This is a genomic window from Heliorestis convoluta, from assembly GCF_009649955.1.
Classification (GTDB): Bacteria; Bacillota; Desulfitobacteriia; order Heliobacteriales; family Heliobacteriaceae; genus Heliorestis; species Heliorestis convoluta.
The window spans coordinates 2,433,394-2,452,050 of record NZ_CP045875.1; the positions used below are offsets into that span (position 1 = coordinate 2,433,394).

Annotated in this window: 21 protein-coding genes, 1 other RNA gene and 1 riboswitch; of the genes, 16 read left to right on the forward strand and 6 right to left on the reverse strand. The window is 43.9% G+C overall.

Annotation, left to right across the window (positions count from 1 at the left end; all coding sequences use genetic code 11):
* Positions 1–5: 5 nt before the first annotated feature.
* Positions 6–446, reverse strand: coding sequence for an ATP-binding protein (locus tag FTV88_RS11610; RefSeq protein WP_162008017.1), 441 nt, complete (start codon positions 444–446; stop codon positions 6–8).
* A gap of 93 nt (positions 447–539) precedes the next feature.
* Between FTV88_RS11610 and FTV88_RS11615 the strand changes: the two genes are divergently transcribed.
* The 7 genes from FTV88_RS11615 to FTV88_RS11645 all read left to right on the forward strand — a co-directional run bounded on the left by FTV88_RS11615 (position 540) and on the right by FTV88_RS11645 (position 7,204).
* Positions 540–2,957: a cyclic nucleotide-binding domain-containing protein gene (locus FTV88_RS11615; RefSeq protein WP_162008018.1), complete on the forward strand. Its 2,418-nt coding sequence runs from the start codon at positions 540–542 to the stop codon at positions 2,955–2,957.
* A 185-nt stretch (positions 2,958–3,142) separates the two neighbouring features.
* Positions 3,143–3,439 carry a zinc-ribbon domain containing protein gene (locus tag FTV88_RS11620; protein ID WP_153725771.1) on the forward strand — a complete coding sequence of 99 codons (297 nt, stop codon included), beginning with the start codon at positions 3,143–3,145 and terminating at the stop codon, positions 3,437–3,439.
* A 171-nt stretch (positions 3,440–3,610) separates the two neighbouring features.
* Positions 3,611–3,735, forward strand: a riboswitch (molybdenum cofactor riboswitch).
* Between the two features lie 88 nt (positions 3,736–3,823).
* Positions 3,824–4,522, forward strand: coding sequence for an ABC transporter permease (locus FTV88_RS11625; RefSeq protein WP_153725772.1), 699 nt, complete (start codon positions 3,824–3,826; stop codon positions 4,520–4,522).
* A complete protein-coding gene (locus FTV88_RS11630) occupies positions 4,519–5,607 on the forward strand; it encodes an ABC transporter ATP-binding protein (protein ID WP_153725773.1) in 1,089 nt (362 codons plus the stop codon). The genes FTV88_RS11625 and FTV88_RS11630 overlap by 4 nt, the downstream gene beginning before the upstream one ends.
* A 50-nt stretch (positions 5,608–5,657) precedes the next feature.
* Complete coding sequence (locus FTV88_RS11635) at positions 5,658–6,050, forward strand: bacteriohemerythrin (RefSeq protein WP_153725774.1); 393 nt, start codon at positions 5,658–5,660, stop codon at positions 6,048–6,050.
* 28 nt (positions 6,051–6,078) lie between these two features.
* Complete coding sequence (locus FTV88_RS11640; protein WP_153725775.1) at positions 6,079–6,732, forward strand: chemotaxis protein CheC; 654 nt, start codon at positions 6,079–6,081, stop codon at positions 6,730–6,732.
* On the forward strand, positions 6,713–7,204 hold the full coding sequence (locus FTV88_RS11645) for a chemotaxis protein CheD (protein WP_153725776.1): 492 nt from the start codon (positions 6,713–6,715) through the stop codon (positions 7,202–7,204). The genes FTV88_RS11640 and FTV88_RS11645 overlap by 20 nt, the downstream gene beginning before the upstream one ends.
* Positions 7,205–7,609: 405 nt before the next feature.
* Here FTV88_RS11645 and FTV88_RS11650 read toward each other — a convergent pair whose 3' ends face one another.
* The 4 genes from FTV88_RS11650 to FTV88_RS11665 all read right to left on the reverse strand — a co-directional run bounded on the left by FTV88_RS11650 (position 7,610) and on the right by FTV88_RS11665 (position 10,450).
* A complete protein-coding gene (locus tag FTV88_RS11650) occupies positions 7,610–7,771 on the reverse strand; it encodes a DUF1540 domain-containing protein (protein WP_153725777.1) in 162 nt (53 codons plus the stop codon).
* An 87-nt stretch (positions 7,772–7,858) separates the two neighbouring features.
* A complete protein-coding gene (dnaX, locus tag FTV88_RS11655; RefSeq protein ID WP_153725778.1) occupies positions 7,859–9,673 on the reverse strand; it encodes a DNA polymerase III subunit gamma/tau in 1,815 nt (604 codons plus the stop codon).
* A gap of 106 nt (positions 9,674–9,779) precedes the next feature.
* Positions 9,780–10,045: signal recognition particle sRNA large type (gene ffs / locus FTV88_RS11660), an RNA gene on the reverse strand.
* Between the two features lie 255 nt (positions 10,046–10,300).
* Complete coding sequence (locus tag FTV88_RS11665) at positions 10,301–10,450, reverse strand: hypothetical protein (protein WP_153725779.1); 150 nt, start codon at positions 10,448–10,450, stop codon at positions 10,301–10,303.
* Positions 10,451–10,576: 126 nt separating this feature from the next.
* On the opposite strand from FTV88_RS11665, the gene FTV88_RS11670 reads away from it, so the two are divergent.
* The 9 genes from FTV88_RS11670 to FTV88_RS11710 all read left to right on the forward strand — a co-directional run bounded on the left by FTV88_RS11670 (position 10,577) and on the right by FTV88_RS11710 (position 16,808).
* A complete protein-coding gene (locus tag FTV88_RS11670) occupies positions 10,577–10,894 on the forward strand; it encodes a YbaB/EbfC family nucleoid-associated protein (RefSeq protein ID WP_153725780.1) in 318 nt (105 codons plus the stop codon).
* A 10-nt stretch (positions 10,895–10,904) separates the two neighbouring features.
* Positions 10,905–11,504 carry a recombination mediator RecR gene (recR, locus tag FTV88_RS11675; RefSeq protein WP_279236805.1) on the forward strand — a complete coding sequence of 200 codons (600 nt, stop codon included), beginning with the start codon at positions 10,905–10,907 and terminating at the stop codon, positions 11,502–11,504.
* Positions 11,505–11,675: 171 nt separating this feature from the next.
* A complete protein-coding gene (locus tag FTV88_RS11680) occupies positions 11,676–11,954 on the forward strand; it encodes a pro-sigmaK processing inhibitor BofA family protein (protein ID WP_243137120.1) in 279 nt (92 codons plus the stop codon).
* Positions 11,955–12,312: 358 nt separating this feature from the next.
* Entirely contained in the window at positions 12,313–12,855 is a 543-nt protein-coding gene (locus FTV88_RS11685) for a hypothetical protein (RefSeq protein ID WP_368277332.1), read from the forward strand.
* Positions 12,856–12,885: 30 nt separating this feature from the next.
* A complete protein-coding gene (locus FTV88_RS11690) occupies positions 12,886–13,971 on the forward strand; it encodes a transketolase C-terminal domain-containing protein (RefSeq protein ID WP_153725782.1) in 1,086 nt (361 codons plus the stop codon).
* 17 nt (positions 13,972–13,988) lie between these two features.
* A complete protein-coding gene (locus tag FTV88_RS11695; protein ID WP_153725783.1) occupies positions 13,989–14,750 on the forward strand; it encodes a thiamine pyrophosphate-dependent enzyme in 762 nt (253 codons plus the stop codon).
* A 2-nt stretch (positions 14,751–14,752) separates the two neighbouring features.
* Positions 14,753–15,391, forward strand: coding sequence for a 2-oxoacid:ferredoxin oxidoreductase subunit gamma family protein (locus FTV88_RS11700; protein WP_153725784.1), 639 nt, complete (start codon positions 14,753–14,755; stop codon positions 15,389–15,391).
* Positions 15,354–15,626, forward strand: coding sequence for a 4Fe-4S dicluster domain-containing protein (locus FTV88_RS11705; RefSeq protein ID WP_153725785.1), 273 nt, complete (start codon positions 15,354–15,356; stop codon positions 15,624–15,626). The genes FTV88_RS11700 and FTV88_RS11705 overlap by 38 nt, the downstream gene beginning before the upstream one ends.
* A gap of 129 nt (positions 15,627–15,755) precedes the next feature.
* Positions 15,756–16,808, forward strand: coding sequence for a hypothetical protein (locus FTV88_RS11710; RefSeq protein ID WP_153725786.1), 1,053 nt, complete (start codon positions 15,756–15,758; stop codon positions 16,806–16,808).
* Between the two features lie 14 nt (positions 16,809–16,822).
* On the opposite strand, the gene FTV88_RS11715 is transcribed toward FTV88_RS11710, so the two are convergent.
* On the reverse strand, positions 16,823–18,646 hold the full coding sequence (locus FTV88_RS11715; protein WP_153725787.1) for a divergent polysaccharide deacetylase family protein: 1,824 nt from the start codon (positions 18,644–18,646) through the stop codon (positions 16,823–16,825).
* Positions 18,647–18,657 lie beyond the last annotated feature (11 nt).

Below are 18,657 nucleotides of genomic sequence, written 5' to 3' on the forward strand. Positions count from 1 at the left end.
TCTTCCTATTCTTCATTGTAAATGACAATGCGATCAATTTGCTCTGATAGCGTGGGCATTTGGAAAGAATGATGCAAGGAGCGAATAGCAGCTTCCGGTACTTTCCGTTGACGTTGGGCATTTCTTTGTAAGGCTGTGGGCAAAGTCGTTCTAACGAGATGGAGTGTCACCTTGGCTTGATGATTTTTGGCGATTTTCAGAAAAGGTCTTCGATTTCTTCGTGTTAGATTCGTAGCGTCGAAGATGACGTCTTCGTTGCGAGCTAACATATATTGAACGACATCTTTGGCTATATGGAAGACCAATTGATCTTTATCGAGAATCGAGGCATTTCCCCAGAGGAACTCTCGAATTTTATCGGTAGAGACGAGATAGCCTGAGAGTTTATTGACGAGCGTTGATTTACCGCTTCCGGGAATACCACAAAGCATATGAAATTCCGCCATTACAAGGCCTCCTTCTGTGACCAGGCTCATTTTTTTTCTTAGTATAGACTGCTACTATGAGGAATAGCCAGAAGAGCGGGAGGTGAAGGCTTGATGGAACGGGATAAAGTAGTTGCTTTGTCGAAAGTTGACTTTTTCTTTGATTTACCAAGAGAAAAGATTGTGGCACTCGCCGATGATTTTCATTGGAAAAGTTATAGCCAGGGTGCCATTGTAATTCAGCAAGGGGAAGTAAGGCATCCTTTTTTTGTGATTGTGGAAGGTGCTGTTGAAGCAGTTGTTACCAAAGGTGAACTCGATCCCGTTCGGATCAATACTTTCATTGCTGGCGATTCTTTTGGCAAGATTTCTTTGTGCCTTAACGAACCAGCCCCGACTACGATTCGAGCTTTGACAGACTGTCGAGTCTTATACCTAGATGAAGATCTTTTTCTTCAACTGCTGGCAGGGTGGCCCATTCTATATAAAAAGTTAGCAGAACGTTTATCGCGCCATGCTAACAATGTGAACCTGGGGATTTGGGACGCTAGACAAAAAGAGTTTTTACGATCGACCCTTTATCTCAATGAAATCGAGAAAAGGTTCTATAAAGTATGGGGCGGCCCTAAAACGACGCGACTCATGGATGAAGCAATTGCTACATTGGCCAATCATGATGATCACTTGCTTTTGTACGGGGAACGTGGTACAGGTCGGCAAATGATGGCCTGGATGATTCATAAAAAGCGCTTTGGTGCACGAGCCCCTTTTGTAATTGTAGAGGGAAGTCAGTTAGAGCGTTACTTGACGGAAATGGATCGAGAGTTGTATCAGCTAGACTGTACGCTACCCGAGTCTGAAATGTCTGATGGCGGCCTCTTTAAAATGGTAGAAGGCGGCACTCTGTTCGTACAAGACTTACATGAAGTAACAGCCTATCACCAACGAAAGCTTGCAAAAATTTTGCGATCGGAAAAGACGAACTTTGTGATCACAGGAAGCTTGCGACTGGCACAAGAAGAGATTGGCGATTTGTCAACGATTTTAGAAGAAGAGCTAAGCCTTTTCTTTCAGCATACCTATTTTCTGCCAGCTTTGCGGCAACGAAAAAGAGATCTACCTTTTCTGGTGCAAGGGATTTTAGAAGAGCTTGCTCAAAGACAGCAGCGAGTTGCTCCGACTGTAAGCAATGAAGCGATTAAGCTGCTTTTATCGCACAGTTATCACCAGGGCAATGTAACGGAGTTGGCGCAGGTGATAGAACGGGCTTTTTTGCTTGCTGATGGGACGAGCATTGACGTTGAGCATGTCTTCTTTGGGCCGACAGCGAAAAAAAGTGGTGGCACTTTTAACCTTTTGTCTATCCCTTTTCTGCGTAAAAGCTTGAAGCAGGGAAAAGGATTGTTGTTGCTAAAAGAGACGATTGCTTTTTTGTTTTTTGGCCTTCTTTTCCTACTATTGATGCAACCGGACTGGGCTGTAAAGACAGGAGTTTTTCTTTTTGCTTGGGGCTTATGGTGGCCTTTGTTGGCCCTTTTATCGCCCATTTTGGGTAGAATCTGGTGTACTTTTTGCCCTGTCTCTACAGTCATGGAAAAGGTACAAAGAATCAAAAGTTATCATCGACCTGCACCGATATGGTTAAAAAAATATGATTACTTGCTTGTGACAGGATTTTTTCTTTTTATTTTTTGGGTGGAAGTAACTTTTGCTTTTCGGCATCATCCTCTCTTTACCGGATTGCTGTTGCTGTTCTTGCTGATGGTCGCCGTTGTGATTGCGATTGTTTACACAAGGCATGCCTGGTGTCGCTATCTTTGTCCACTCGGTGGTTTTATAGGCGTTGCGTCAATGAGTTCTCTCATCGAGGTAAGAGCAGAAACATCCCTATGCTTGAATCAATGTACGACCTTTGACTGTTATAAAGGGAAAGGCCAGATAGCTGGTTGCCCCATGTCGCAGCATCTTGCCTATTTAGATAATAATATCGATTGCAAACTTTGTTTGAATTGTGTACGAAATTGTCCCAATGATGCAGTGGAAGTAAACTTGCGCATACCGGGAAGAGAATTATGGCAATTGGTACGGGTTAATCAAGGCTATGTTATTTTTGTCGCTGCTTTGGTTGCCATTTTAGTTCCAATATTTTTCTTTGATAGTGTGCTTCCTTCTATAGAGGCTTTTGATGACTGGTTTCGGTTTAGTTTGTTATACTGGGGTTCTGCTTTGTTAGCAGGCGCTTTCACCTATGGAATCATTAAACCTTTTCAAAGGAAAGGTGCGTCAAAAAAAGTTCAATTTTTCTTTGCCCTTGTGCCACTTCTTTTTGCAGGTCATGGTATTTATCATCTACAGTATTTTCCTATTCTAGAGACAGTGCTTTTGGCCATGGCTCGGCTAGATGGTGAAATGTTGCAAACGATGTATATACCTGTTGTACGGTTGAGCCAACTTATGGTCTTAATAGCGGGAGTGAATTTCACAATTCTTTTCCTATTTTTGGTTCAGTGGCGAAGTTCTGCAAAACTTTGAAGAGTACACTTAAAGAAAAAAATTTTTATTTTTTTTAGAATTTGACCTTATAAAATGATTTCTTTTCGTGTATAATTAGTGCAGACCCTGATATGGCGAACGTCTACTCTTCTCAATGGCCGCTGGCTAGGGAGGTAGGAACAGGTATCCCTAGCAGGGCAAATATTGAGGAGGTCTTTTTTTACATGTTTCAAGACAAAGTTTTAGGCTGCAAGGATTGCGGACGGGAATTTGATTTTACTGCTTCTGAGCAAGAGTTCTATGCTGAGAAAGGTTTCACCAACGAGCCTGGTCGTTGCCCTGAGTGCCGCTCTGCTCGTAAAGCAAACCGCAATGGTGGCGGTTCCTATGGCCGTCAAGAGCGTCAAATGTACCCTGTTACATGCTCTTCCTGTGGCGTAGAGACAACTGTTCCTTTCCAACCTCGTGGTGACAGACCTGTCTACTGCCGTGACTGCTTCCAACCTCGCAACAACTGGTAATCATTGATTGCTTTTAAGAAAAGCTCGCCTTAACTAGGCGGGCTTTTTTTTGTTAGCCCTTCCTGCCCTCGCCAACCCCGGTAGTAAAAGGCTTTATTGTCAGAATTGTTGCGGCTTCTGTGTATGAAGTAGAGCAGGAAAATGTCATGAAAAGTAGAATAAATAGTTTAGAAACTTAATAACTCCGAACTGGTTTGCCTACACTTCTTTCTTGGAAGCAGGGCTTGCCAGTCTATAGGGTCAGCGAGGAAACTTTCTGGCCTCCCAGGGTGGAAAGGAGACAGGTGAGCTAGGGACAAAAGGTCAATCCACCGCTTTGTGTGATTGTCCTTTTTTATTTTTTGTTTTTATGTCGATCAAGAAAGGGAAAGGTGGTCGTTCTGCTTGGAGCTCATCTGGCAAGGAATTGTAGAAGCTTTCTGGATATTTGTTACTTTCGATACTGAAGTTTTTGGTATTACCTTGCGAAGCCTGCAAATTTCCACAATAGCTACACTTTTGGCACTCCTGACAGGTGTACCCTTGGGGCTTTACCTGGCTCTTCGAAAATTTCCTGGACGTAAAATTTTAATTAGCCTCGTAAATACAGGGATGGCCTTTCCGCCCGTAGCCATTGGTTTGTGGGTGAGTATTTTCTTATGGCGCAGTGGTCCCTTGGGTCACTTGGAGCTTATCTATACACCGACGGCATTGATTATCGGCCAATTTGTAATCGCTTTTCCCATGGTGACCGGTTTTACCATTGCCGGGATTCAGCAACTGAATCCGAAGCTTCATTTGCAGATTTGGTCACTCGGTGCTTCGAGGTGGCAGTATTTATGGGCTATCATCAGAGAAACAAAGTTGCCTCTTATTGCTGCTATCATTGCTGGTTTTGGTGCTGTGATCTCGGAAGTAGGCGCTTCTATGATGGTGGGCGGCAATATTAAAGATTCAACAAGAGTGTTGACAACTGCAACGGTACTTGAAGTGGCTCGAGGCAACTTTGGTCGTGCCATGGCCTTGACGATAATCTTGATGACCATTGCCTATATAGTTACTTTGTTGCTTACATTACTTCAACAGCGGGAGCGACGATCATGATAGTGGCGAAAAAAAGTCTTCTGGAGGTAGAGAACCTCACCTGGATAAAGGATGGAAAGAAGATTCTCGACATTCCAGCAATGCAGATTGATCAAGGCGATCATATTGCTTTAATTGGGTCTAATGGCTCGGGAAAAAGCAGCTTGCTAAAGCTGTTGAGTTTTCTAGAAAAACCAACAACAGGGGAAGTGCTTCTACGAAGTGTCAATCGTAAAAGTTCGATGATAGAAAAAAGACGCAAAATCGCTGTCGTCTTCCAAGAACCCTTGTTGTTGAACCTCTCTGTGTACGACAATATTGCCTACGGCCTCAAAATCAGAGGAAGAAAAAAAGGTAGGGAAGCGATTGTAGAAGAGTGGATGGAAAGGTTGAAAATCGGTCACTTAAAAGAGCGATATCCCCGTCATTTGTCTGGCGGAGAAGCACAAAGAGTAAGTATTGCTCGAGCTATGGCTTTGGAGCCGGAACTTCTTTTTTTGGATGAGCCTTTTAGTGCTCTTGATGCGCCAACAAAAAATCAATTGTTAGAGGATATTTCCTTGATTATAAAGAAAAGTAATATGACCACTCTTTTTATTACCCATGATTTTTCGGAAATTCCTTTTTTGGCGGACAAAATTTTTGTGCTTGCCGATGGTCAAATGGTTCAAAAGGGCACAGTGGAAGAGATTTTTTACCGTCCTTCTTGTAGCGCTGTCGCTGCTCTAGTCGGAGCTGACAATGAGTGGTCAGGAAGGATTGAGAAGCGATGTGAACGGGAAAAGCAGATCCTAATCAAGCTCGATCAGGGTATCAAGATGAAGGTGCCTTTTACTGAAGCGTACCAATTTTTCGCGGAAGGTCAAACTGTCACCGTGTTTGCTCGCTCTGACGATCTCTCCTGGGGGAGGGGGGCTTGTAACAATTATGAGGGTTTTGTGAGTAAAGTAGCTCCTTACGGATGGCATTACAAGGTAACCGTAAATTGCGCCATTCCTGTCACTGTCGTTATGGATAAGCATACTTTTTTGCAGCGCAAACCTGAAATTGGTGACAAAGCAGAGGTGCACATTCTTCCGGAAAAAATTCATATGATTGGAAAGTAACAGCGCAAGGCGGGCTGCTTTTTGTAAGGAAAGGTGGATGAGAGAAGGCAATGAAAGTCAAATGGGAAGATGATCTGCTAACGGGGATTGGTATTATTGATGATCAGCACAAAAAGCTCTTTGCACGGATTTCTTCTTTTACTGAAGCGGTAGAGCAACAGGACTATGAAGCCATTGAAGACACAGTGAACTATCTAATTGGCTATTCGATTCAGCACTTTGGTGCCGAAGAATTACTAATGATTCGAAATGGCTACGATGATTTTAAGCGTCATCGAGAAGAACACAGTTGGTTTATTAACAAAGTCTACGATCTTCATAAAAGTCTGTTAAAGAAAGAAATATCACAAGAGCAGTTGAATGAAATGAGAGATATATTAATTAACTGGACGATTCATCATATCAAGGTTAGTGATAAGCGGATTTTTTCTCATATACGGTAGGGTGGATGCAGTACAGGGGGAGGTTAGGATGAGCGATATAATAAAAGATATGGGTGCCTTTCACCTTGATGTGCTTAAAGAGATTAGCAATATTGGTTCGGGCAATGCAGCTACGGCATTGTCACAATTGTTGGGCAAGCGCGTAGGAATGCAAGTCTCTCGTGTTATGCCCATGCCTTTTCATGAAATCACAGAATATGTAGGTGGAGCAGAGAATATTATTACATCTGTATTTCTCCGTTTTGAAGGCGATATCACCGGTAATATGTTCTACATTGTAGATCAGGAAGATGCCAAGAGGCTCGTGGAAGATCTGGCGGGACTGAAAGTGGAAGATGAGTTCTGTGAGATGTCCCTTTCTGTTCTTCAAGAGATAGGAAATATTTTATCGGGCTCTTATCTGACGGCGCTGGCTGATTTTTCTGGCTTGGAGATGAAGCCTTCTGTTCCCTCTTTGGCCATTGACATGGCTGGCGCATTGTTAAGCTACGGTCTCGTGGAGATTGGAAAAAGTAGTGACTACGCGATTATGATCGATGCAGAGATTCAGGCGGAAGGCAATGAGGTGCAACAGGCTGTTGTGAGAAAAGGCAAGACAGGCCACTTTTTCCTCTTGCCTGATCCGGAGTCTTTCGAAAAGATTTTCATGGCTTTAGGAGTTCATGGTTATGGCGGTAATTAAAGTCGGCATTGCCGATTTGAATGTAGCCGTCAAACCAGACACCATCACAACGCTAGGCCTGGGTTCTTGTGTCGGTGTGACCTTCTACGATAGTAGTAAAAAAATTGCAGGGCTTGCCCATGTTATGTTGCCTTCAACAGAACTGTCTAAAGCGGCTGTCTTGAACAAAGCCAAATTCGCTGACTCTGCTTTGCCAGAATTGCTGCGTCGAATGGTTGAGCTTGGTGCAATACCTCGACGGATTCAGGCAAAGATGGCCGGTGGAGCGCAGATGTTTAACTTTAAAGACCCATCGGGACAAAAAAGCATCGGCGATAGGAATATTGAAGCTTGCAAAGTAGCGCTGCGCAAATTGGGAATTCCCTTAGTAGCGGAGGACGTAGGGGGCAACTACGGAAGGACAATTGAGCTATTTACTGAAACAGGAATCTTGGAAGTTCGAGCCATTTCTAAAGAGATAAAACATATATAATTCTGTCTGAAAAAAAAGGAAAGAGATAGTGATTTTTTCTACCAAATCATATACAATGATAGTGAATAGAATGTTTATATTCTGTTTGCAAAAAGGAAAACTTGGGTTCGCGTCGAATTATAATGCCTAAATCGCCATCTTCTGGTTATTACTTTTGCTTATGGCCGAAGGTGGTGCAATTTAATTATAATAGGAGGTGTTCAAGCATGGAAATGTACAGCCCCATTTGGAACGTAGCTCACGTATTGGCTCTTATGTTACTTTTACTTCATATCCCTTACTACTTCGTTTTGAAAGACTAGTACATGAAAAAGCTTGCTCCTTCATAGAAAGAGCCAGAAGAAAGGACCTTATAGTCGCTTTTCTTCTGGCTCTTTCTCATGGTAACAGTTAGGACTTTGCAACTTATTTTTTTGTTGTTTTGGGAATGAAAGTTTCACAGGCTGTATCATCAGAAATACTGGTCATATGATCAGGTACTCTAGACTTAACATGGATGGTGGAAGCCTGACAGAATTCGCTTTGGTTGTAGTGACATTCTTCTACGTTGCATTTAATCATAGACATAAACTCACCTCCTGTCTATTCCGCTTTTATTTTGACCTTTTTGTAAGGAATTATGTTAGCAGAAAAGATGGAAGCAGCTGCGAAAGATTACTTATCTTTCAATTGATAGGTGATGGTTGCTTTCTCTAGAGGTAGATTGTCAGTACATTCTATTTGCAGGTTCGGCTCCCCCAGTGCTTCGCGAATGACTTTTTCATTGGGAGCATATTTTGGAGGAGTTGTGTGATTTTTTGCAGGTATAAAAGGAAAAGGCACCGTATTAGAAGGTGTTCTTGTGGAACGTGACGGGTCGCTTATAGGAATCCCCTGGTTTTCATGATAGATTTGCAGTTCCAGGGTTTGTCCAAAATGTTCTGATAGAGCTTTTTGAACAGCAAGAGCAAGGTCTTTTAAACGGGGATCGTTGGGTTGATCATAGAGATTACAACTATGAAGCAAGTAAACTCTCTGTCCGCTTACTTTTTCTAGTCTCGTCTGGTTGCGCAAGATGGCTCGAAGAGGTGCTGATGACAAATTCGCTTTTGCTTTTTCGATAATCGCAGGCCAACACTGCTGAACCTGTTCAAAAGATAAGCTTTCTGATGAACGTACCGGAGAGATGGCACTTTTTTTCGGAGGTTCTTGTTGTCGGGGAGAAGATGGTGCCAGTTGTGGAGCTTCCGTTATCAAGGAAGCGTCTGAAGCAACTGCTTGGGATGTGATTTGTCCTTGTAAACGCTTTTCTAAACTTTCGATGCGGCGACGCAACGCTTGCAACTCCATGGGATCAACCGTTGTATGGGAGGAACCTCGTTGTGGTGCCGGGCTATCTTCGGGGCGAGCAATGCGAATCAAAGCAACTTCTAAAAGCAGTCGTGGATGCGTACTCCACTTCATCTCTGACTCTGCTTTGCTAATAATTGTCAGTGCCCTTTGAATTTCTTCTATGGAGTCGCCTGTGCTTTTCGAGGAAATTATAGTAAAGACTTCTGGTGATAGATTAACCAAGCTTTGACTGTTCGGAATGGTTGCTAAAATCAAGCGATCACGATAATGTTCAAGAAGGTCCTTGGTAAGGGGGCGAATTTCTTTACCTCGATTCATCAAGTCATTCAACATCTGCAAGGCCTGGGAAAGATTTCCCTCGAACAAATGCTCACTCATTTTGTACAATGCTTCATCGCCAACAGCACCTAGTATGGTAGTTACATCTTCCGTTGTTATGGCCGCGCCTGCGAAAGAATGGGCTTGATCAAGGATACTAAGGGCGTCGCGCAGACCGCCTTCTGCTTTGCGAGCAATAAAATGAAGCGTTTCATCAGAGGTGTTGATTTGATGATGGCTACAAATCTCGCGCAGACGGGTAACGATTTGGTTTGCTTCAAGACGACGAAAATCAAAACGCTGACAACGAGACAAAATGGTTGCTGGTATTTTGTGGACTTCTGTAGTAGCTAGAATGAAAATGACCTTGTCGGGAGGCTCTTCTAATGTCTTTAACAAGGCGTTAAATGCTTCTGTTGTAAGCATATGAACTTCATCAATAATGTAAACTTTGTATGTTCCTTCTTGAGGTGCGTACTTTACTTGTTCGCGCAGCTCTCGAATTTCATCGACGCCTCGGTTGGAAGCAGCATCAATCTCTAGAACATCATGAGATGAACCACTGTTAATAGAACGACAATTGCTACATTCGTTGCAGGGCTTCTGTTTAGGCTCTATATTACTGCTACAGTTTAAGGCTTTGGCTAAAATTTTGGCTGTTGTTGTTTTCCCTGTTCCGCGAGGTCCGCAAAAAAGATAGGCATGAGCCATTCTTTGATAGACCAATGCATTTTGTAAGGTACAGCTAACATGCTCCTGGCCCACCAGTTCTTGGAACGTGCCAGGTCTCCACTCCCTGTAAAGAGCCAAATAGGCCATAACAAGTCCTCCTAGATACAGAAAAAAGATGGTTTATAACCATCTTTTTCTAAGTTACTAAAGCTATTCACTGTAGTCTTATTGGTATATACTATAATATTAAAGGCCGTGCGCTTTTCTTCGAAAACTGCCTTCCAGGCGTTACCTCTGCAGTTAGCTCGAGCCAGGCTACCCCACGGCACCCGAAAGGGCCTACTTACCGTTGCTTCCTTCCGGACCTGGCGGGGTTCATAGGTTTTCGTTGCGTAGGACCCAACCGTCTACACCACTTACAGAGGCCAGTCCCCACAAGACAGGCCCTCAGAAAAAGCTTCAACCCCGCTACAGCGGATTGCGAGTTACAAGGCACCGCTAACGCCCCGTCTAGCACGACCAAAGCTGGCTCAATTGATACAAGCAATAGTATAGCGTGGTTCGTAGGATTTGTAAAGGCGATTCTAACTGGTTCTACTGGAAATGACTGTGCAGAGACCAGAATTCTGATCTCTGCACAAGCTTTGGCTCTGACCTTTTAGCGGATGGTCCAGCGGTTGCGGAAGATCCAGCGCAGTCCCAAGCGAGCAGCGTTATACATAAAGAAACCACGAACGCCCATTGGGAGAAGACGTCTAACGATACTCCACATGCTTAGCCACCTCCATGGTTTGCCCTTTGACTCATTGGTGTTTCTGGAAAGTCATCTGGGTTCAAACCTTCGGCCATCTCCTGTTCTAAAGCTGTTACTTCTTGAGCTTCTAGAGGCGCACCTTTTTTCGGGCTTTGCTTGCGCTTGGCCATTTTTGCTCACCTCGTTATTATTGTGCCGAAAAAAAATAACTTTTACGCTTCCTTTTTCTTCACCTCTTTATACTTTTTGCGTATCGTGGTAAACTGTAGTGAATGAGTTTTTTAGGGGGAATCGATATGTTCGGTGGCAATATGCAAAAAATGATGAAGCAAGTGCAGAAAATGCAAACTGATATGGCCAAAATGCAAGAAGAATTGGCAGAACGTACTGTTGAATCTACAGCCGGAGGCGGGGCTATTAAGGTTGTTGTTAATGGGAAAAATGAAGTCTTATCGATTTCAATTGCGCCTGAGGCCGTCGATCCAGATGATGTAGAAATGCTGCAAGACCTTGTTTTGACAGCTGTCAATGAAGCTTTGCGGAAATCGCAAGAAATGGTGGCGCAGGAAATGTCTAAGATTACGGGTGGAGTCAAAATCCCCGGTCTCTTCTAAATGAAACTATATGTTGTATTATGCAGAGCCTGTAAGTCGGCTCATTGAAGAGCTTTCTAAATTACCAGGCATCGGTCCAAAAACAGCGCAGCGGCTTGCTTTCTTTTTGCTTCGCCAAAAACGTTCCGATGCCGTTGCCTTGGCTCGAGCGATTGTCGATGCCCATGATAAGACCCTCTATTGTTCTTGTTGTATGAATTTAAGCGATTCCGATCCCTGTCGCTTTTGTCAAGATGAGCGGCGCGATCGATCGATCCTTTGCGTCGTTGAAGATCCAAGAGATGTTGTGGCCATTGAGAAGACGCGAGACTATCACGGTCTTTATCATGTACTTCATGGGTCTTTATCACCCATGGAAGGAATTGGCCCAGAACAGTTAAAAGTGAAAGAATTGATGGCGCGGCTCTCTTCTCCTGCTTTGCAGGAAGTCATTCTGGCCTCGAACCCAACCGTAGAAGGAGAAGCGACTTCCGCCTACCTAGCTCGCCTCATTAAGCCCATGGGCTTAAAAGTGACGAGAATTGCCCACGGGCTGCCTGTAGGTGGAGATTTGGAGTATGCTGACCAAGTTACTTTGGTGCGAGCTTTGGAAGGCCGAAGAGAGCTTTAAAAGCAGTAACCCCAACAGAATCAGGAAATTATGAAAAAACAGCTATGTTCTGGTTTAACCAGAGACTAGCTGTTTTTTTCTGTTCTCTTTTGAAGAGACAAGCGTAGGTATGTAAGGGAAACATTTTCCATATTAAGAAAGAACGACTCACGTAACAAGTTAGAGGTGATAATGATGATGGAGTTAACGACGGAGCAGCTGATGTTGGTAGCCCTTGTTGGTCTTATGCTTTTACTGGCTGTTCACTTTTTATGGCGTCCCATTCGCTGGATCTTTATCATTGCTTTCAATTCTCTTCTTGGTTTGTTAATCCTCTGGGCCACCAACTTTGTAGGGGCTTTTGTGGGGTTTTCACTCCCTTTGAATCTTTTCACTGCTTTGCTCATAGGATTTCTGGGGATCCCTGGGCTGATTTTGGTAACCGCCTTGAAATACTGGTTATTAATGTAAAAGCTTGACTGCATTGACTTTCATTATATATAATAATCAATGGTGGGCGAGGGTATATATGACTTCCCTGACAATGGGATCCTTCGTTCTTTTTTCTTGCCTATATATAGAGTCTTTTCTCTTGTATTGTCGTTTAGACTCAAAAAAGAGAAAAGGGTTTTTCACAAGGAGCATGAATTCAACAATAACCGGGGAATATTAAACACAATGGAGGTGGTGGACGATTCTTGGCTCCGAACAACGGAGGATTGTAGAAGCTTACATTGGAGAATATGCGAGTGGGAAGAGTGAAAATGCTGTCAATCGCGCCCTAGCGCTTCTGCAAAGAAGTGATCAAGTCACTTTGGTTGACTTAGACGTGGTTGAACCATTTTATACACTCAGACCGATCAAAAGAGAGCTTGAAGCAAAGGGCCTGTCTGTGATTGCTTGGGAAACGGGCGATACAGTCGGTCTTGGAGAAGCAGGGAACCTAGTACGAGGCGATATGCTTTGGGCATTGCGGCGAGAAGGCCATATTGTTCTTGATATTGGCTATGGTGTAGAAGGTTCTAAGACATTGAATTTGCTTCATGGTGCTCAAGATCATCCAGAACTCCGTATCATTGCTGTGATTAATATTTCTCGACCGATGACTTCCACGATTCAAGACATTGTGGAATATGTCCAACACTTAGGTCCTGTCCATGCTCTGTTAAACAATACCCATCTCGGTGAAGAGACGGATGAACAGATCATACAGGAAGGCGCCAAGGTTGTGGCGGAAGCCGCGGAGATTTTAGGGTTGCCTATAGAGGCAACGGCTGCTGATGAGAAGTTTCGAAAAGTCTTGGGAGACCGGGATTGTATGGGAAATCCTGTTCGTTATTTGCAACGGTTAATGCCGAAAACTTTTTGGTAACATATCACCTTCAGGAGGTGCACCTGCTACATGGCTGATAAGCCGATTCAAGGAGAAAAACGGATGTTCGTAACGGGTAACGAGGCAGTTGCTTACGCTGCTCTTGCTGCCGATGTAGATATTATGTATGGTTATCCGATTACGCCTCAGAATGAGATTATGCATTACTATACCCGTCTAGCTCCAAAGTACAACAAGCCTTTCTTGCAGACAGAAGATGAGATTTCTGCTGGCTTTACAACAGTCGGTGGTGTTATGTCAGGAAAAAGAGCTTTCACAGCCACAGCTGGTCCTGGTAACACCTTGATTCAAGAGTCTATGTCCATGGCTGAAATGATGCGTATTCCAACCGTCGTTGTGATTATGCAACGAGGCGGTCCATCAACAGCAACAGTTATCTACTCACAACAAGAAGTAACCATGACTTGCTATGGTGCTAACGGAGAGGGAATCCGTGTTGTCTACTCCACTTGCAATCACCAGGAGTTATATGACTACACCATCAAGTCTTTCAATACAGCTTGGAAATATCGCATTCCTACCTTTGTTCTCGGTGATGGCTATCAAGCAAAGATGCGTGAATCTTTGACCATGTATGATCCTGCAACGCGGGGCATTGAAATGGTCAACACTTCCCCCTTTGTTGGTTTGCCTGGAACGGCTGGCGTAGATCGCGATCCAGCCCACTTGAGAAACACCTATAACACAGAAGAAGAACTCTACGAAGTGGTAAGCAATCTAGTGGCTGATTATGAAAAAGTGGCCCCTGAGATTGTAGAAAGTGAGAGCTTTGACTGCGATGATGCTGAAGTTGTTGTGCTCGCTCACGGTGTTGTGAGTCGTGCCGCTGTAGAAGCCATTCGGGAACTGCGTAAAGCAGGTATTAAAGCAGGTCACTTCCGTCCCATCACGTTGCGCCCCTTCCCAGATCAAGAACTAAAAGCTGTAGCAAATCAGGCTAAGAAACTGCTTGTTGTTGAATCAGCGCAAGGGCAGTTTGCGAAGCTTTGCCAGCATTCTCTTTATGGGAATTCTACACCGATGGAGTACATCTTTAAGCCAGGTCTTGGGATTACATCGGACGAAATCATGAATAAAGTTAAGTCCATGCTCTAAGGGGAGGGTTAGCAAGAATGACTGTTACAACAGTAATGGAACCGAAAATGCCCAAGTGCTGGCGTCAAGAGACGAAGCCTCATAAGTTCTGCCCTGGCTGTGGTCATGGTGATGTGTTAAAAGCGCTGGGGACAGCCATTGACGAACTGGGCATTCAAGATCGAGTTGTTTTCGGCTGTGATATTGGATGTTCTCTCTTGTCTTGGGATTTCTTTAACTTCGATACGATTCAGGCACACCACGGTCGGACTACACCTGTCATGACAGGTGTAAAGCGTGCTCGTCCTGAATTGATTTGCATTGCTTATATGGGTGACGGTGGCGGTTATGCCATCGGTTCCCAGCACCTTGTGAACGCAGCGACTCGTAACGAGCGTATCTTTGTTCTTTTGGCTAACAATGCCCAGTACGGCATGACCGGCGGACAAATGGCACCTACAACTTTGCCAGGCATGAAAACAGAAACGTCACCCTACGGTCGTGACACCGATTGGTCAGGTAACCCAACACTGGGTCCCGAGATGGTTGCTGCCATTACACCAGACAGTGCCTATGTAGCTCGCGGTACTATGTCCAACTTGCGTCAATTGACGCAGATGATGAAAAAAGCTCTGCAAAACCAGATTGACGGCAATGGCTTTTCCTTCGTAGAAGCACTTGCTTCTTGCCCAACGAACTGGCGCACCAATGCGGCCAAGACGTGGGAATTTGTGGAGAAAGAAATGCCTAAATACTTCAAAGTCGGTGAACTGAAAGTTCCCGCTAAGAAGGAGGGTTAAGCATGGGCAAACTGGTCAAAATCGCACTGGCTGGTGAAGGTGGCCAAGGCGTTCAATCGGTTGCTGAAATTTTGGTTGAAGCGGCTAACGAAGAAGGAAAAGAAGCGCTTTATATCCCTAACTTTGGTGTAGAACAGCGTGGCGGTGTTTCTATTGCTTTCGTTCAGATTTCTGACGAAGAAAAGATTGGTTCACCAAAGTACGTAAAAGGCGATATTGTAATTGCACTTTCCGATCGTGCTGTTCGTCGTTGTGCGCAATATGTCGACGAAAATACGGTATTTATATATGATACTTCCATTGAAGGGGTAGAAGATGATCTGCCCAAAAATGCGAAGAAAGTTTTTGGGATTCCAGCCATTGAAGTAGCAAAAAATGAGTTGCACCCTCGTGTTTTTAACATCATCATCATGGGCGCAACCATTCGGGCGACACAGGTTGTAACACCTGAACAAGCAAAAGAAGCTTTGGAAGATAAGCTAGGATATAAGTTTGAGCAAAATCCTCAACTACGTGAATTAAATTACCGCGCCTTGAGCGGGGCATGCAACTGGTTGAAGGCCAGATGTAAGATCCCTGCGGGAAAAAGGAGGAACTCCCCCCATGGCCGAATGGAAAGTCTACACTACAGAAAGCGGTAAAGGAAGATTCAATCTCTTCCCAGGACTTTGCAAGGGCTGCGGCCTCTGCATTGAGAAATGTCCGACCGATACGATTACTTGGTCCGGTAAGCTTGGTATTTATGGCACGCCGGCTGTAGAAGTGCAACAAGATCCTGCGTGCATTGCCTGCGGCATTTGCCAGAACGTATGCCCTGACTGTGCTATCGTGATAGAACGCCTACCTCAAGATCAGCAAAAGGAACCAAAAGCTTAAAATATTGTCATAAAAATGAAGAAGCACGAAGATGATGGCATCTTCGTGCTTCTTTTTGCATTACTTTTTCTTTTAGTTTCATTTTCCTATATTCTTCAGTATAATAAACGCTAGAGGTGATTAATCGATATGGCAGGTTTTTTGAGCCGACTTTTTGGTAAAAAAGAAGAAGCCCCTGTTGAGTCTGTAGCCTCACAAGGGGAAAAAAAGCCTGGTGCCGGAGCCCTAGAAGCGGTTAAGGCACAAGAAGAGCGCTGGAAGATTACCAGTTTAACCAATGCTGATCCTTACTATGAACTGGGGAAAGTTGCGATTATCCACTCCAATCGAGACTTCTATGTGGACTTTCCGGCAGAGCTCAAACCTTTTATGTTACAGAAAAATAAAAACTTTGCTTTTCACGAGGACAAGTCTTTTGATGGCTTTCACTACTATTCTGATATTCCCATGCGTACGGGAATCTTTGAGTTGGTTCAACTGCTGAACAAGCACCGTATGATTGCCGCCAAAGAGTGGCTTGATGAGTCTCGAGGTACCTTTGAAAATGAGACCAAATGGGGCGTATTACATATCAATCCTTACGGGAAAACAGGCCGGTCTGGACTAGAAGAAAACGCTTTAGAAGTACAAGTTTATAAGACTGACGCTTTTACCCAACGTGTCTTCCTCTCCATCTACAAAGAATTAAAAAACAGCAATCATGAGATTTGCAAAGCTACATTGAATGAGATCAATCGTTACAATTGTTTCTTAACGGCCTTTCGAGTCTATGCACTGCTGCTGGTTCAGAATGGACAGGAAAAGGAATTGATTCTATCTAAAGATGGAAAGGCATGGGCGCAGGCTCTTACAGAAGAAGCTTTAGAAGACCGTAAGTTTGGGCTTCATAAGTGGTTTGCTTATAGCCTATCTGCAGAACATGTTCATAACAATGAAATTTTATCGAAGCTAGAAAATGGCTGTAAATACTACGATTTATTTGTAGACAAAGAAGACCTTTCCATTGGTTTTACAGCAGCCGCTACCGTTGATGGAACTTTTGCAGCTGCTTGTAAAGGTGGAGATGTGCGAGTACCTTTTACAGCGCAGGGTATTTCATCTCTTATGAGCCGGGGTATTGATAGGACGGCAGCTTATCAGATCCGTCTTTTGGCAGCCCGTCATGGCATTGATGTTTCTTAGTGAATTAACATGAATTAAAGGCTTTGAGTAGAACTCGAAGCCTTTTTTCTTTCTTCTACTTGTATCTGTTGGGCTATATCTGTAACCGATACGATCTCTACATTTTTCGCTTCTAGTTCTGGTAACACTTCTCGAAGCGCTTGCACGGTACTTTTGCCTCCATCGGGTCCTACGTGTCCGATAATTAGCACTTTTCCTGTCTTCATAGCTGTTTTCGCTGCTTCTAATATGCGCTTTTTGGTACCTTCTTTACTATGAGCCACATCGATAAAGTAGTCACGGCTGCCGTAAGGGACGTCTAGACGCTTTGCTTCTTCGATTAGCTTTGAGTCTTCTGATGTGCGACTATCAACAATCAGCCAGTTCAGTTTTTTTGCTTTTTCGACAAGTAGCCGGGCAACCCGCTCGTCGGCTGTTGCTTTTGAGCCCATGTGGTTGTTAAAACCGATTGCATGGGGGACAGAAGAGTGGGCCTGTTCAACAATCGAAATAATTTCTTCGTCTGACATAGATGTTTTAATCGTACTGGGTCCGTACCAATTTGGAGAAGCACGATTGGCTTCTAAAGAAAGATGTATGATGACAGGAAAGCCAGAACGATGGGCTTTTTCGCTTTCTTCTGTCGAATGTTCCATAAAAGGCATAATGGCTAGCGTAATGGGGCGATTGATTTGCAACAATTCTTCAGTACCTACGGCTCTATTGCCAAGATCGTCAATAACAATGGCCATTTTGGCTTGCTTGCTAGTTACAGGTATCGTTTGATCCCACTCTAACTGGCGATCAACTTGTTCTGACAGCACTTTGCCTTCGCAGCGGATAGAAAAGGTAGTGAAGGACCAAGTAGAAAGGCGATCTGACAAAGCGCTCATAGACATGCGGAAAGCTGTCGGATCATCGGCTAAAAATCTTTCCAAGGCTTTGTTAAAACTAAGCTCTACATGAGTACCTCGGATTGTAAGACTTTGTAGAATTAAATCTTCGGGAAAAAACTCTGAGATTTGTTGCCACTGTAGCAAGGAATTGTATAAATCCTCTGCCTCTACGGCTATCGTATCATCTTCAGGAGAGGCTTCGGAAGAGCGAATGACAGGATCGGCAAAAAAATCAAGATCATAAAGAGAAAGGCCTTGTAAAAACTCTTCCGTTCCTTGTGCAAGTACCTGAACTATCTCTTGTTGATAGAGGGGATCTAGAAGAAGTTTCAGGTCTTCGGGGTTGGACATAAAGCCAGCTTCGACAAGTACTGCTGGTACAGAAGTGTTACGCAGAAGATAAAAGTTGGCCGATCGTGGTTGATAGGTATAGGTAATCGCAGGCGTGCTATTTAACGCTACATAGTTCATGTGCCGTTGCAAATGATAGGCCAACTCTTTGCTTTCTTTTGATGAATGGTGGTAAAAAGTCATAGGTCCACGCTCGTGGCTGTTACTGGTAGCATTGCAATGGATACTAATTAATAAGTCGGCCTTCGATTGTTCTACCTGCTCAACTCGTACTTGCAAATCTTGTCGTTCACTGTAAGGGAGTCCAAACAGGGTGCACATGTCGATATCTTCTGTGCGACTATAGATGATCTCGTATCCTCGCTTTTGCAATTCTTCCCCGAGAGCCAAGGCGATTTTTAAATTTAAATCTTTTTCATTGATATTATTGTAGCGAGCACCACTGTCAATGCCTCCGTGACCTGCATCGATAAATATGATAGGTACTGACGGTTCCTTGAATTTGATAACGATAAAATAGGCCGAAAGGGTGAAGGCCAACAGCCCAAAGAGAGCTACAACTTTGATCAGAAGAGGACGAGATAGATAGAGGAAGAGACCTTTTTTTCCCACTATTTCACTCC